This is a genomic window from Cellvibrio sp. UBA7661, from assembly GCA_002483365.1.
In the GTDB taxonomy this organism is placed as follows: domain Bacteria; phylum Pseudomonadota; class Gammaproteobacteria; order Pseudomonadales; family Cellvibrionaceae; genus Cellvibrio.
Genome location: DLHT01000017.1, coordinates 204,557 through 218,686 on the forward strand (window position 1 = coordinate 204,557; position 14,130 = coordinate 218,686).

A 14,130-nucleotide genomic window follows, 5' to 3' on the forward strand; every position below is an offset into this window, starting at 1 on the left:
CCGCCTTTGTCCGCTCAGGATAACTCGCCAGCTATAGATACAAGCTCTATCTTCAATGCAACCATTGATCTGCACACTAATAATGGGGTTATCAAAAGTGAAAACGATAAGCGTAATTATCGTTACTTAAAATTAGAAAATCAGCTTGGCGTGCTGCTTATTTCTGATCCGTCTACTGAAAAATCGGCTGCTGCATTAGATATTAATGTTGGCGCTAACCAAAATCCGGTAAATCGCGCCGGTCTCGCTCATTTTCTTGAGCATATGTTGTTTTTAGGTACAGAAAAATATCCACAAGCAGGTGAGTATCAGGAGTTTATTTCCCAGCATGGGGGTAAATTTAATGCTTATACCGCTGCCGAAAATACCAATTATTTTTTTGAAATAGACAACGATCAACTTGATGTTGCGTTAGATCGATTTGCTCAATTTTTTATTTCGCCTTTATTCAACCCGGAATATGTTGAGCGTGAACGTAAGGCAGTGCACTCGGAATATCTTGCCAAATTGAAAGATGACGGCCGACGTGAAAGAGATGTTTATCGCGAATTAATCAACCCTGATCACCCAAGTTCCAAGTTTTCGGTAGGCAATTTAATAACGTTAGCTGATCGAGAAGGACATCCAGTCCGCGAAGATATGGTCGCCTTTTATCGGCAATATTACTCATCGCATTTAATGAATTTGGTAATAATGGGGCGCTACAGTCTGGATGATCTTGAAGCCCGTGCGCGTCAATATTTTTCAGCCATCCCCCAGCGCGATATCAATATTTCATCCAGTTACGCTTCTTTATTTGCTGAGCAAAGTTTACCTGCGAGCGTGGAAATAAAACCGGAAAAAGAGTTGCGGCAGCTAACCTTTAATTTTCCAATTCCAAACCCTGAGCAGTTTTATCAAAAGAAGCCTTATGCATATATTGCTCATTTGCTTGGGCATGAAGGTGAAGGTAGTTTGTTGTCTTTGTTAAAACGATTGGGCTGGGCCGATGCCATTTATGCAAGTACGGGCTTTCAAAGTCGCAATGATGCGTTATTTCAGTTAACCATCCAATTGACTCCTCAAGGAGTTCGTGCACGTAACCAAATTGTATCGTTGGTATTTTATTGCCTTGGCCAAATTGAAACGCGCGGTCTTTATGCGTGGCGTTACGGAGAGTTGCAGCAATTAGGTGATTTGGAATTTCGTTTTCTTGAAAAAAGTGCTCCCATGCAAACTGTCAGTGTGCTGGCTCAGTCAATGAAAACTTATGCACCAAAAGATATTTTGCGCGGCCCTTATCTTTACGGAGCCTATGACGAACGGCTGATTAAAAAAGCGTTATCTTACTTGAATAGTAAAAATTTATTGTTAGTGCTCATGGCGCCAGAGGCGGAGCCATATCGCATAAGCACACTTTACTCTGTTCCATTCAGTGTTAGGGCTAGTATTCCTGAACTCCTGGACTTGAAGCCTGCTGTTAGAAAAGAGCTTTTTTTACCGGAAAAAAATGTATTTATCCCGAAGCGACTGATAGTTAAATCCGGATCCTTATTGGAGGAGGAGTTAACGCTCGATCCTCAGCCTCAACTCATTCTTGCCAATAAAAATATGCGTGCATGGTTTGCGCAGGATCAGCAGTTCATGCAGCCTCGTGCGTTAGTGAATTTTCGCATTAAATCCCCTTTGGTAGCTGCTAATGCGGATGGAGCTGCGCAAGCGCAATTATTTGCTGCCTTGCTTGCTGACCAAATGAATGAGTTTTCCTACTCTGCTCGATTGGCTGGGATTGATCATTCTATTGTTGCTAATACGCGTGGTTATGAAATCAGTGTCTTTGGTTATTCCAGTAGGCAAGGATTGTTATTAAACAAACTGATGGAGGGTATACGCGTTAGCCGATTCAAGGAGGAGCGATTCAATCTGTTGAAGGAGGATCTACTTCGTAGTTGGCGAAACCAAAACAAGAATCTGCCTTATCAGGTTCTTGCGAATCAGGTTACTGTGTTGCAATCTGAGCCTGCCTGGAGCAGCACGCAATTAATTGATGCGTTGGAAAACAAAACTTTCGAACAATTCCACCAATTTGTTGTGCGACAACTAATTGATGCAAAAATTGATGCATTGTTTTACGGTAACTATTTTCGTGCTGAAGCATTAAAGCTTGCAGTGCTGGTTGAGCATGAATTACTAAATCGTCAAGCTGGGCGCAGTCTTCCTCCTGCAAAAATATTGTTATTACCTAAAGGGTCTGAAAAACCTTGGCTTTATACGCATTCATTAACACATGATGATAGTGTCGTTGAATTGTTTATTATGAATCCATCTGTTTCTGTTGAAGATGCCGCTCATATGATGTTGGCGCGGCAGTTACTGCAGCCAGCGTTTTATCATCAGCTGCGCACAGAGAAACAATTAGGATACATAACAGCAGCAATAGCATCGCCTATTGCAGCATTGGAAGGTACATTATTTGTGGTGCAGTCACCAACAGCAAACGAAAATATTCTTATTCATGAGATCGATTTGTTTTTAGAGGAGGCACTGCCAGATTTGGATGAAGATTTCGTAAATAATCAACGATCGTTAATTAAAAAGCTGCGTGAACCTGCTCGTTCTTTAAAAGAACAAGGACAGCGCTATTGGAGTTCGATTGTTGATCACGGTGAACATTTTTCTCGCCGTTTGGATTTGGCAGAGGCGGTTGCACGTATTACACCTGATTCCTTTCATGATTATTTTCGCGCAGTCTTTATGGATAAAAATCGCCGCCTATGGTTAACGTCAGAATTGCATGAAAAGAATGAAAACTTTTTTCATGTTGATGATTTGTTGCTTCATAAACAACAAATGCAAATGGTGGTATCTCCTTGAGTTAACTTCTTTTAGTTGAATGAATTGCGCGTACATCAATAAGTAAATCTCTGCTATTTTTTGGTGCAAAGGGAAAGAAAATTATCAGTTTTTTTACTGATATTTGCTTTGTGAATGGTAAAAGTTTGGGTAATAATGCCATCCCTGTTGCGAACAGCTCTCTTTAGTTAACATCATTGTAATTAAGACGCTTTGTTCGGCAATTTTCGCACTAAAACTGTGCCCCTCCAGAGTGTTACCGTATTGGCTAGGGCTGGTAAAAAATTCCCATTTATGCAAGAATTCGGGGATTTTTTACACAAGTAAAAGGAATATTCCTCCTGTAACTCCATGAAAATTCTGCACATTTACTTGGTGTGCGCAAATTTTGTGCGAAGTCAGATCCAAATTCCTGTATTAGAGACTACTGCTACGTGATGTGCGCCTTGCGCATAGCTGAGGAGATTTGAATGCTACAAGATATCGATGCCATTGAAACCAAAGAGTGGCTGGACGCTCTTAAGTCCGTCGTTCGCCACGCTGGCAAAGACCGCGCGACCGAGCTGCTGAAAGCACTGTCCGAGTCTGCCGTTAACCATGGCATTGAACAGCCTTCATCTATACAGACTCCCTATCGCAACACTATCTCTACCGATAAAGAAATCACCTCTCCTGGTGATGTAGCTCTTGAGCGTAAAATTCGCTCAATTATTCGCTGGAATGCCATGGCAATGGTGATGAAAGCGAATGATAACGATGATGGGCTAGGTGGCCATATCGCATCCTTCGCGTCTTCAGCTACTTTGTATGATGTAGGTTTTAATCACTTTTTCCGCGGTAATGATGGTGACACTCCCGGCGATCTGATTTATTTCCAAGGACACGTTTCCCCTGGTATGTATGCTCGTTCTTATGTAGAAGGGCGTTTAAGTGAATCTCATCTGGACAATTTCCGCCGTGAAGTTAATGGTGGCGGTTTATCTTCTTACCCACATCCATGGTTGATGCCTGATTACTGGCAATTTCCAACCGTATCTATGGGTTTGGGCCCGATCAAATCAATCTATCAAGCGCGTTTTAACCGTTACATGGAAGCGCGTGGTTTGATTCCCGTGACTGATCGTAAGGTATGGGCATTTCTGGGCGATGGTGAGTGTGACGAACCAGAAAGCCTGGGTGCTATTTCCTTGGCGGCGCGCGAGAAGCTGGACAACCTGATTTTTGTGATCAACTGTAATCTACAGCGCTTGGATGGTCCGGTGCGCGGCAATGGTAAAATTGTCCAGGAGCTGGAAGGTGTTTTCCGTGGTGCTGGCTGGAATGTGATTAAAGTCCTCTGGGGACGTGGCTGGGACAAATTACTTGCCAAAGACAAAACTGGTCTTCTGCAGAAGCGGATGGATGAAGTAGTTGATGGTGAAATGCAAAACTACAAAGCTAATGGTGGTGCCTACACTCGTGAGCACTTCTTCGGTAAATATCCAGAGTTGCTTGAGCTGGTGAGTGACATGAGCGATGACGACATTATGGCGTTGGCTCGCGGCGGTCACGATTCACACAAGGTATACAATGCCTACTATCAGGCAGTTAACTCCAAAGGCAAACCAACGGTAATTCTTGCCCAGACCGTCAAAGGTTACGGTATGGGATCATCAGGAGAGGCAATCAATAAGACTCACTCGGTTAAAAGCCTGGTGGTTGAAGATCTTAAAAAATTCCGCGACCGTTTCGAGTTGCCGATAAGCGATGAAGACTTACCTAATCTGCCTTATTACCGTCCTGCAGAAGACAGTCCCGAAATGCAATATATGAAGGCGCGTCGTCAGGTGTTGAAAGGGTATTTGCCTTCGCGTAATGCGAGTTTCGATCCTTTGTTGGTGCCTGCACTGGATGCTTTCGCTTCTCAGTTGAAGAGCACAGGCGAGCGTGAAATCTCTACTACCATGAGTTTTGTGCGTATCTTGTCTTCTTTGGTAAAAGACAAAAACATTGGTAAACAAATTGTACCGATTGTCCCTGACGAAGCTCGTACCTTCGGTATGGAAGGTATGTTCAAAACTGTCGGAATATACTCGTCTGAAGGTCAAAAATACGTTCCACATGATGCTGGCCAAATGATGTCTTATCATGAGTCTGCCACTGGTCAGATTCTGGAAGAGGGCATCAACGAAGCTGGTTCAATGGCTTCCTGGATTGCGGCGGCGACTGCATACAGCAATTACAAAAAGCCGATGATTCCGTTCTATATTTATTACTCCATGTTTGGTTTCCAACGTATTGGTGACTTGGCATGGGCCGCAGGTGATTCGCAGGCGCGCGGTTTCCTGATGGGAGCTACAGCTGGTCGCACCACCCTTAATGGTGAAGGTTTGCAGCATCAGGATGGTCACAGCCATGTGCTCGCCAATACTATACCGAACTGTCGTTCTTACGATCCAACCTACGCTTATGAACTGGCGGTGATCATTCAGGATGGAATCAAGTGTATGTATCACGACAATGAAAACGTGTTTTATTACGTTTCATTGATGAATGAAAACTACCAGCATCCCGATATGCCTGAAGGTGCCGAAGAAGGCATCATCAAAGGTATCTATCAATTAGAGAAAGGTACTGGCAAAGCCAAAAATCGTGTTCAGTTAATGGGAGCCGGTACCATTCTGCGTGAGGTACGCTTCGCTGCGGAAATTCTGCGCAATGAGTTTGATGTTGAAGCAGATGTATGGAGTGTAACCAGCGTGAACGAGCTGACTCGTGATGGTCAGCGTGCTACTCGCTGGAACATGCTCAATCCGACAGCAGCTCCACGCAAGCCCTACATTACTCAGGTGTTAGAGGGTGCCGAAGGCCCATTTATCATTTCTACCGACAATCTCAAAACTTACTCTGAGCAGCTGCGCGCCTACATTCCAGGCCATTACACAGTGCTGGGTACCGAAGGTTTCGGTCGCAGTGATACGCGTACCCAATTGCGTCATTTCTTCGAAGTAAACCGTTACTTCGTGGTTATTGCTGCACTCAAATCTTTGGCCGACCAAGGCAAGATCAAAGCCGATGTGGTTGCCAAGGTCATCAAGAAGTTTGGTATTGATCCGGAAAAAGCGGATCCAATGAGCGTATAAAGCCATCGCCCTCTCACAAAGAGGGCGATGTTGTTTACACTCTTCAAAACATTTATCAAATGTAGAAATAACCGATTAGCGAGGAACTACAGTGGCAATTCAAACTATTAAAGTGCCTGATATTGGCGGCGCAGAAGGCGTTGAAGTAATTGAAATCTCCGTGAAGGTAGGTGATGTGATCGCTGAGGGAGATTCAATCGTCGTGCTTGAAACCGACAAAGCTTCAATGGAAATTCCCGCCGATAAAGCGGGCAAAGTTGTCGCTATTAAAGTGAATTTGGGAGATAAGGTTTCGCAAGACAGTCTTTTGCTCGAAGTGGAAGCAGAAGGTGAAGCGGCTCCCGCTTCCGCCCCACAAGCTGCTACACCGGCTCCTGCTCCTGCACCGGTGGCGGCCGCTGCGCCAATAACGAGCGCTGAAATCAATATGGTGGTTCCTGATATTGGTGGCGCTGAAGGCGTAGAAATTATTGAAATTGCAGTGAAAGCAGGTGATGAGGTTGCCGCAGGTGACTCGTTGATTGTGCTGGAAACTGACAAAGCCTCGATGGAGATTCCTGCTGAAGTTGACGGAAAAATTGTAAGTCTGGCTGTTAAGGTAGGCGATAAAGTTTCCCAAGGTTCGGTAATTGGTGTGCTTGCTACCAGTAGTGCGGCAGCTCCAGTTGCAGCACCTGCAAAAAATGAAGCTGCTCCTGCACCAAAAGCAGAAGTTGCACCCGCACCGAAAGTAGAGTCCCTTAAAGCAGCGCCAGCACCTGTTGCAGACGTTGAGCAAACTGGTGATGTGTATGCGGGACCTGCAGTACGCAAGCTGGCTCGTCAGCTTGGTGTTGATATGGGTAAGGTGACTGGTACTGGTCCACGTGGTCGCTTGCAGAAAGATGACGTTCGCGCTTACGTAAAACCAATCGTACAAGCCGCGCAATCGGGTACTTCTGTCGGTGGCTCAGGCATTCCATCACTGCCAGTGATTGATTACTCGAAGTTTGGCGAAATCGAAGTCGTCAAGATGAACAAAATCAAGAAGCTGACTGCCGAAGCAATGACTCGCAGCTGGTTGAATGTTCCTCGTATTACCCAATTTGATGATGCCGATATCACTGATCTTGAAGCTTTCCGTAACAGTATGAAAGCAGAGGCAGAGAAACGCGGCAGCAAATTGACTCCATTGCCCTTTATTGTAAAAGCCGTTGCCGCAGCATTGGTTGCTGAGCCTTCGTTTAATGTATCTATGCATCAGGATGGCGAAAGTATTGTGCACAAAAAATTTGTACACATTGGTATCGCGGTAGATACGCCAAATGGCTTGTTGGTTCCTGTTGTGCGCAATGCCGATAAAAAAGGCTTATTTGAGCTGGCAGATGAAATTAATGTGCTCGCCAAAAAAGCACGTGATGGCAAATTGACCCCAGCAGAAATGCAAGGCGGCTGTTTCACTATTTCCAGCTTGGGTGCTATGGGTGGCAATGGTTTTACACCGATGGTGTCTGCACCTACTGAGGTGGGGATCTTGGGTGTATCCCGTGCGCAAATGAAGCCGGTATGGAATGGTAAGGAATTTATTCCGCGTAACATGTTGCCTTTGTCACTGTCATACGATCACCGTGCTGTAAATGGTGCGGATGCTGGTCGCTTTATGACATATTTGGTTTCTGTGATTGGCGATTTACGCCGTTTATTGTTGTAATGTTTGTGATGTGTTAATCAAAAAGGTCAGCAATTGCTGGCCTTTTTGTTTTGATTATTTTTTCGCTTACCACTAATAAAACTAATAAAAGTGATTTTTCAAAGCGGCACAAATTTCGGTAACCTCAATTTACCGCTGAGTGGTTATCTATGCATATTATTAGTTATTTTTTGCGTGTGGCTCGTTGTCTTTTATTGGCCCTCACTGTTGCCGGGTGTCAATCAGTTACCACGTTTGATGATCCTTCCAACACCTACACACCTGAAGCTACTTATCAAAAGCTGATTAGTCAGTATCCGTTTATTAGTATCGCTAATCGTAATGTTCCTGCATCAGTGCGTGAGATAAAAAACATTACCTATGTGCGATATGGACAGCGCGCGTTGCAACTGGATATGTATTTGCCCAAACGAATACAGCAACAAAATCTTCCTGCTGTATTGTTTGTTCATGGCGGAGGGTGGCGCGCGGGATATCGAACAAATTTCACGGCATTTGCTATTGCGATGGCTGAACGGGGATATGTGGCTGCAACGATGAGTTACCGCTTGTCGCCAGAGGCGAAATATCCTGCGGCTATTCACGATACAAAAGCGGCAATTCGCTGGCTGCGAACCTATGCTAAAAAATATGGTGTGCATCCAGAGCAAATTGCAATCGCAGGTGGGTCTGCTGGAGGCCAAATTGCCAGTCTGACAGGGGTTACAGGTGATCTTGTCACATTTGACCCACAAGCGAAGTCGTCGCGTATTTCCAGTTCTGTACAAGCCATTATTAATATTGATGGGCTATCCGATTTCACTTCAGAAACGGCGCGTTTCTATGAAGATGATCCACGCAAAAATCCTTCCGCCGCCGGAGCATGGTTTGGTGGACGATATGCAGAAAAAATGGAGTTGTGGCATGAGGCATCGCCAATTTTTTACGTGAATAAAAATACGCCGCCCATTTTATTTTTGATCAGTGCCCAAGCGCGTTTTAGTGTTGGGCATAAAGAAATGGCTGCAAAAATGAAACCACTGGGGATTCCTTATCAGATTGTACAAATTCTCGATACACCGCATTCTTTCTGGTTATTCGATCCTTGGTTGCAGCCATCAGTTGATGCGGTTGTCCATTTTTTGGATAAACAATTCAAGGTGGCGCGTAGCGATAGTGACCGGTAATTGGATAGCTAAATAACATGTCTTCAAGTTGTGGGCCGGCACCAATGTTATGAATAATTAATCTACGGCCCTCGGCGGATAATTGATTGCTCACTATGCCTATATGCGGAAGGTTGCCAGGGAGAATCCAGGTAACAAGATCTCCGGGGTGATAATCAATGGGATTGTTGGATGTAGTGAGTTTTTTGCCGTGACGGGTAAAAAATGTCTGTAAGTTAGGTACGCGGCGGTGATCAATATTCTTATCTGTTTTGGTTTGCCCCCAATTGCGTTTGGCGGGGTATGCTGAAAAATAATCGCGCATGTCTTCATGCACCCGCTGCTGCAAATCGATGCCTATTTGACGATAAGCTCGTATGATCACATCAGTACAAACGCCATATTCAGCGGGTATGTCACCCATTGGGTAAACAATTTTAAAGTAGGCGCCGTTATAGGTAACTGCTGTTTTGGTCTGCGCTAAAGCGGCATCAATGAATGCCTGCTGTTTTTGCTGGGTAATATCATCTGCGTGTGCAAAGTTGATTGCAAAAGCGAATAACAATGTTGGCAGTAAAAAAATAATTCTCCTCATCACCAATAGTCCTTTTTGATTGCATTAATTTTTCGCTAAGGGTGTATTCCAATAAAGAAGTTTGGAAAAAACGGGTACATATTTTTGCAACACTAAAACAATTACCAAGCCTACAAGTACACCGCCGCTGTTGGCTAGCATATCGCTCAGGCTAAAGGTGCGTGGCGGATTAAAATATTGGCCGATTTCAATAGCAAAAGAATAGGCAATCAGCAGTGCAGCGCGTTGCCACATTGGCCAAAACGGACGAGCAAAACTAATTGATATCCCCGCAATAATGTAACCTGCAAAGTGCATGAGTAAATCATTAAAGACAGGTACCGAGCTTTCAGGGTGAGGTGTTAAACCAAGGTAGGTATAAATTGCGAGCAAAGAATAAAACTGCGCAACACACAACAATCGCCAAAACATAGTGAGCTCCTTGAATATTGCGTGGGAGCATAACAGCTTGATCTGAAATGGGCGATGTACGCGCCACAGGTTATTTGATTTGTGCTGCCAGAGGTTCCGCAGCGTACAAGTCTTGCGGTGTATTGATATTAAAAAATGGATCGTAAGCGTCTGCTTCAAAATCGACTTCAACCACTTTTTGCTGTGCGATCCAATCCTGCAGACGAGGAACACGGCCTTGTTCTAATTGATCTGCAATTTTGCTGATCAAAGAGGCATGCCAGAGCGCAAAGATGGGATGGCTACGTCCTTTGGCTGTCGCTACCGCCAATTGTGCGTGCTGGCTATTTGCAGCGATAAATAAACGCTCGACCAAATCTGTAGGAAAGAATGGGGTATCTGAGGCAAAACTTACCAGCCATTCTGCATCGGGGTTATCGTTTTGCATCCAGCACAGCCCGGCGTGGATACCGGCTAAAGGCCCGAGGTTATTCGGGAATAGATCGGGGATTACCGGTAAACGGGTGCGGGCAAAACGCAGGCTACTGCCATTGGCATTGAGTAAGAGTTTGCTTACCTGGGGTTGGGCACGTTCAATCGTCCTTTGCAGCAATGTCTTGCCTGCCAGAGGGAGCAGACATTTGTCGCCACCCCCCATACGGCGCGCCAATCCTCCGGCCAAAATAACGCCGACAACAGATTCGGAAATACTCATAAATGTTTACTACGTCAGGATCTGGTTGGATTAATACGCCGTTTGATCCTTATTTGGCGCATTAATCATCTTAAGTGCATAGTGACTAGTTTAACTGTTGGGCAGTTGCATCACCACTACCTCTTTATGAAACAAGGTTGGATTTTTATCGCAACCTATCCCTTGGCGCGATTTATCGCTAGGATTCGCGATGTTTACCTGCGGAATAAGACTATGGATTACCGCGGGACATACCTAAAAATTACAAATGAATAAGGATAATGGATGATGCAAGTTTCCCCTCCCCATCGATTGCTATCCTGGCAGTCTCCGTTGTTTTGGACAGTGTTTTTAGCGGCGTCAGTTATCGCAGCGATTGCTGCACTTAAATTGATGTTTGTTGCAGCACCGGGCCTGAGCGTTGATATCCAATTTTCACGTGACCAGGTGGTATCTTCAGCCCGGCAATTCCAGCAGCACCACTTTCCCGATTTAAAAACCGAGCGTTCTGCCGTCATTTTTGTGAGCGATCGCGGTTTGCAAAACTATGTCGAATTAGAAGCGGGTGGTGCCGATAAAGTTCAAGAGCTTATTCCGCAATTGGATGCAGTGACGCACTACTGGAAGGTCCGCAGTTTTGCACCCGGGCAAGAAGAAGAGCTGATTACCGCCTTTAGCCCGCGCGGCGAGCCTATTTCATTTGCCTATTTAATTGCAGAAAAAACACCCGGTGCAGCATTGGATGAAACTGCCGCACGGGCATTGGCAGAGGAGGGAGCCCGTGCCTTTATGGGCGAGCGCTTTGATCTTTATAAAACCTTCGAAACCAAGCAAAAACGTCAGGCATCTGGCCGTGTGGATTACAGCTTCACCTACGAACATTCCACGTTAATCGTGGGCGAGGCGCGTTTTCGTCTGGAGTTAAAAGTCGCGGGTGATCGGTTGGTTGCCGTGGATACTTTCAAGCACATCCCCCAGGCATTCGACCAGCGCTTTGGTGAGATGCGTGCGTTAAACACCCAGATCAGCCAGATTTCCGCCTACATCATGGCGGTACTCTTCGGTTTGGGCGGATTGGTTGGCGGTGGTATTTGGTTGTTTCGCCGCCATCAATTGCAGTGGGTAAAAGCCTTTTGGCCGGCCTTGGTGGTGGGTGCCGGTTTAGGCGCAGCGACCTTGGCCAATATGCCAATGGCGTGGATGGGCTACCAAACAACCAGCTCGGCGCAGACCTTTCTATTTCAACAGCTAGCGCAGGCGGGTGGGGTGATATTCGTCGCCAGCTTGGCCTTTGCAACCATTTATGCTGTGGCGGAGGGTTTGACTCGTATGGCATTTGCCGATCACCCTCGCCTGTGGGATATGTTTCGCAAAGAGACGTTATCGCCCGATATTTTAGGCCGAGTGCTGGGCGGCTTCGCATGGACGGGGTTCTTTCTGTTGTATGCGATGGTGTTTTATTGGTTCAGTACCAAAGTGCTGGGATGGTGGCAGCCAACGGGGATGGATTCTGACCCCAATATCCTCGCCAGTTGGCGGCCAGCTTTGGCACCAATTTTTACTGCGTTACAGGCAGGGACTTGGGAGGAGTGTTTATTCCGGGCGATTCCTCTGGCGCTCGCGGTACTGATTGGCAACCACTACGGTATTCGCAACAAGTTGGTCATCGTCACCTTGATTGTGCAGGCGCTGGTATTTGCCGGTGTCCATGCAAACTATCCCAATCTTCCCGGTTACAGTCGCTTGATCGAACTGTTTATTCCTGCCATCGCGTTTGGCTTGGTGTATCTGCGTTTTGGTTTGGCGATCTGCATGATTGCCCACTTCGAATACGATTTGGTACTGATGAGTCTGCCGATTTTTATCGCTGAAGACTCCAGTCTCTGGATCGATCGTGCGCTAGTGATTGGTGCAGGCATCGCACCGCTTGCCGCATTACTGTGGGCGAAAGTGCGCGGCGGACAATGGCAAGCCTTGGGCAGTGAATGGCGTAATGGTGTACCTGCTGCCGTGGCACCCGTCAACGTGGAAGAGGTTGCTCCCGCGCCACAAGCAACAGGTTCAGCATTAGTCATCAAGCCCTTGTGGATGGGGTTAATGGCAGTAGTGGCTATTGGGTTGTTCGCTGCAAATCTGGCCAAGCCTCCACGTCTGGATTGGCCTGCTTATGAAATCCATCGTGCACAAGCGCAAGAAAAAGCCGAGGCGTATCTGGCTGAGCGCGGCGTCAAACTGGAAGGCGAATGGCATCGCACCGCAACGACGTATGGTGGGTGGTCGCAGCCGCTAGAGTTTGTCTGGCGCGAATCCGGAAAAGAAAAAACGCAGGGGCTGATTGGCCAATATCTGGATACGCCCTTCTGGGTTATCACCTGGCGCAAGTTTGATGGTCCGGTTGAGGAGCGCTCCGAGCAGTGGCAGGCCTGGCTTTATCCCGACGGCCGCCTGCATGAATTGGTGCATCAATTACCGGAAGGGCGAGCAGGAGCGAAGCTCAGCCGTGAACAAGCGGTTAGCAAAGCCATGGAATGGATTATTCAAAAGGGCTGGGGTGATCTCTCCTCGCTGGAAGAAAAATCAGTCGAGGAAATACTGCGCCCGGCGCGCAGCGATTGGGTGGTCACTTATCTCGATAAAGGGGCTTATGATCATGAAGGTGCGCGCGCAGCCATCATCATCAAGCTGGTTGGCGATGAGGTCACCAGCTATGTGCGCAGCATTGATATTCCCGATGAATGGAAACGCGCAGAGAGCGAAGAATCATCGCGCCAGCAGCCTTACAGCATTGTTTCCAAAGTGGCGTTGTTAGTGCTGATAGGTATGGCGTTGGTCTGCTTTTTCCGCCGCGCGGCAGGTAGCAAGTTCAGCTTTATAGCGGCCTTGCCGTGGATACTGGTTGTCTCCATCGCCAATATGAGCGTCACTCTATTGTGGAGCGATCCGGCGTTTGCCGGCTTCCAAACGACCATGGGGTGGTGGATGCAGGTGGGCATGCTGTTATTCGGGGTCGGTATTGCTACCAGCGTACTTGCGGTATTGGTGTTTTTGGTTGCCCAGGTTATCCATGGCGAACGCCCAAGGGCTGGGGCGAATTTGAACAGCGATTTTATACTTGGCAGTCTGCTGGCTTTGGGGCTGATAGGATGTAAATCGCTTATCGATCTTGTCGTGCCCGCAGGTTGGACACCAACGCCTTATTCAGCCGATTGGGCGACCGTCATGCCTTGGCTCACCGCGATCCTCAATGGGTTCAAAGGTGTTTTCCCGAAATTAATGCTGATTATTGTGGCGGTTGGTTTAGCGCGTTACCTCACCAAAACCTGGCGTTGGGCACTGGTGATGGCAATGGTGTTGGTGTGGCTATTGTGTTCATCCATGGCGAGCCGCGCATTCATCAATACCTTCGCCGAGCAGCTTTTTACTGCTGCAACTGTGTGGTTGGCATTTATCCTGATCCGTAGACAACAATTGGGCGTAGTGCTTGCGCTAATGGGCGGCCTTATTGCCTTGCAGCAGCTGTGGGTGACAACAGCTATTTACCCTGGCGCTGAATGGCATGGCTTACTAAGCTGCGCCGCTTGCGTTGGTTTATCTTATGTTTTGCTCCGGCATTGGTATCGCCGTGGGTTAGAATAAGCTGATTGCAGCGGTTGATAAAAAGG

Annotated in this window: 8 protein-coding genes; 5 read left to right on the plus strand and 3 right to left on the minus strand. The window is 46.8% G+C overall.

Features of this window, described 5'->3' with window-relative positions; all coding sequences use genetic code 11:
- Positions 1 to 6: 6 nt before the first annotated feature.
- From B2739_RS14125 to B2739_RS14140, 4 genes are all read left to right on the plus strand, one after another.
- Complete coding sequence (locus B2739_RS14125; protein WP_331346493.1) at positions 7 to 2,853, plus strand: insulinase family protein; 2,847 nt, start codon at positions 7 to 9, stop codon at positions 2,851 to 2,853.
- Between the two features lie 449 nt (positions 2,854 to 3,302).
- Complete coding sequence (gene aceE, locus B2739_RS14130; RefSeq protein ID WP_331346494.1) at positions 3,303 to 5,954, plus strand: pyruvate dehydrogenase (acetyl-transferring), homodimeric type; 2,652 nt, start codon at positions 3,303 to 3,305, stop codon at positions 5,952 to 5,954.
- Between the two features lie 91 nt (positions 5,955 to 6,045).
- Positions 6,046 to 7,644, plus strand: a complete 1,599-nt coding sequence (aceF, locus tag B2739_RS14135) for a dihydrolipoyllysine-residue acetyltransferase (RefSeq protein ID WP_331346495.1) — start codon at positions 6,046 to 6,048, stop codon at positions 7,642 to 7,644.
- A 149-nt stretch (positions 7,645 to 7,793) separates the two neighbouring features.
- Positions 7,794 to 8,810, plus strand: coding sequence for an alpha/beta hydrolase (locus tag B2739_RS14140; RefSeq protein ID WP_331346496.1), 1,017 nt, complete (start codon positions 7,794 to 7,796; stop codon positions 8,808 to 8,810).
- Here B2739_RS14140 and B2739_RS14145 read toward each other — a convergent pair.
- From B2739_RS14145 to mobA, 3 genes are all read right to left on the minus strand, one after another.
- Positions 8,779 to 9,384, minus strand: coding sequence for a DUF1287 domain-containing protein (locus B2739_RS14145; protein WP_331346497.1), 606 nt, complete (start codon positions 9,382 to 9,384; stop codon positions 8,779 to 8,781). The two genes, B2739_RS14140 and B2739_RS14145, sit on opposite strands and share 32 nt — an antisense overlap.
- Positions 9,385 to 9,408: 24 nt before the next feature.
- Positions 9,409 to 9,795, minus strand: coding sequence for a VanZ family protein (locus B2739_RS14150; protein WP_331346498.1), 387 nt, complete (start codon positions 9,793 to 9,795; stop codon positions 9,409 to 9,411).
- Between the two features lie 70 nt (positions 9,796 to 9,865).
- The gene (gene mobA / locus B2739_RS14155; RefSeq protein WP_331346499.1) at positions 9,866 to 10,489 is read right to left on the minus strand and encodes a molybdenum cofactor guanylyltransferase MobA; all 624 of its coding nucleotides are present in this window, start codon (positions 10,487 to 10,489) and stop codon (positions 9,866 to 9,868) included.
- Between the two features lie 264 nt (positions 10,490 to 10,753).
- Here mobA and B2739_RS14160 point away from each other — a divergent pair, with 264 nt between their 5' ends.
- Positions 10,754 to 14,104 carry a CPBP family intramembrane glutamic endopeptidase gene (locus B2739_RS14160; protein WP_331346500.1) on the plus strand — a complete coding sequence of 1,117 codons (3,351 nt, stop codon included), beginning with the start codon at positions 10,754 to 10,756 and terminating at the stop codon, positions 14,102 to 14,104.
- Positions 14,105 to 14,130: the final 26 nt, after the last annotated feature.

Bases quoted from the DNA above. Each gene is read 5' to 3' on its own strand.
- aceE (WP_331346494.1), top strand. From the start codon at position 3,303: ATGCTACAAGATATCGATGCCATTGAAACCAAAGAGTGGCTGGACGCT.
- B2739_RS14140 (WP_331346496.1), top strand. From the start codon at position 7,794: ATGCATATTATTAGTTATTTTTTGCGTGTGGCTCGTTGTCTTTTATTG.
- B2739_RS14145 (WP_331346497.1), bottom strand. From the start codon at position 9,384: ATGAGGAGAATTATTTTTTTACTGCCAACATTGTTATTCGCTTTTGCA.
- B2739_RS14150 (WP_331346498.1), bottom strand. From the start codon at position 9,795: ATGTTTTGGCGATTGTTGTGTGTTGCGCAGTTTTATTCTTTGCTCGCA.
- mobA (WP_331346499.1), bottom strand. From the start codon at position 10,489: ATGAGTATTTCCGAATCTGTTGTCGGCGTTATTTTGGCCGGAGGATTG.
- B2739_RS14160 (WP_331346500.1), top strand. From the start codon at position 10,754: ATGATGCAAGTTTCCCCTCCCCATCGATTGCTATCCTGGCAGTCTCCG.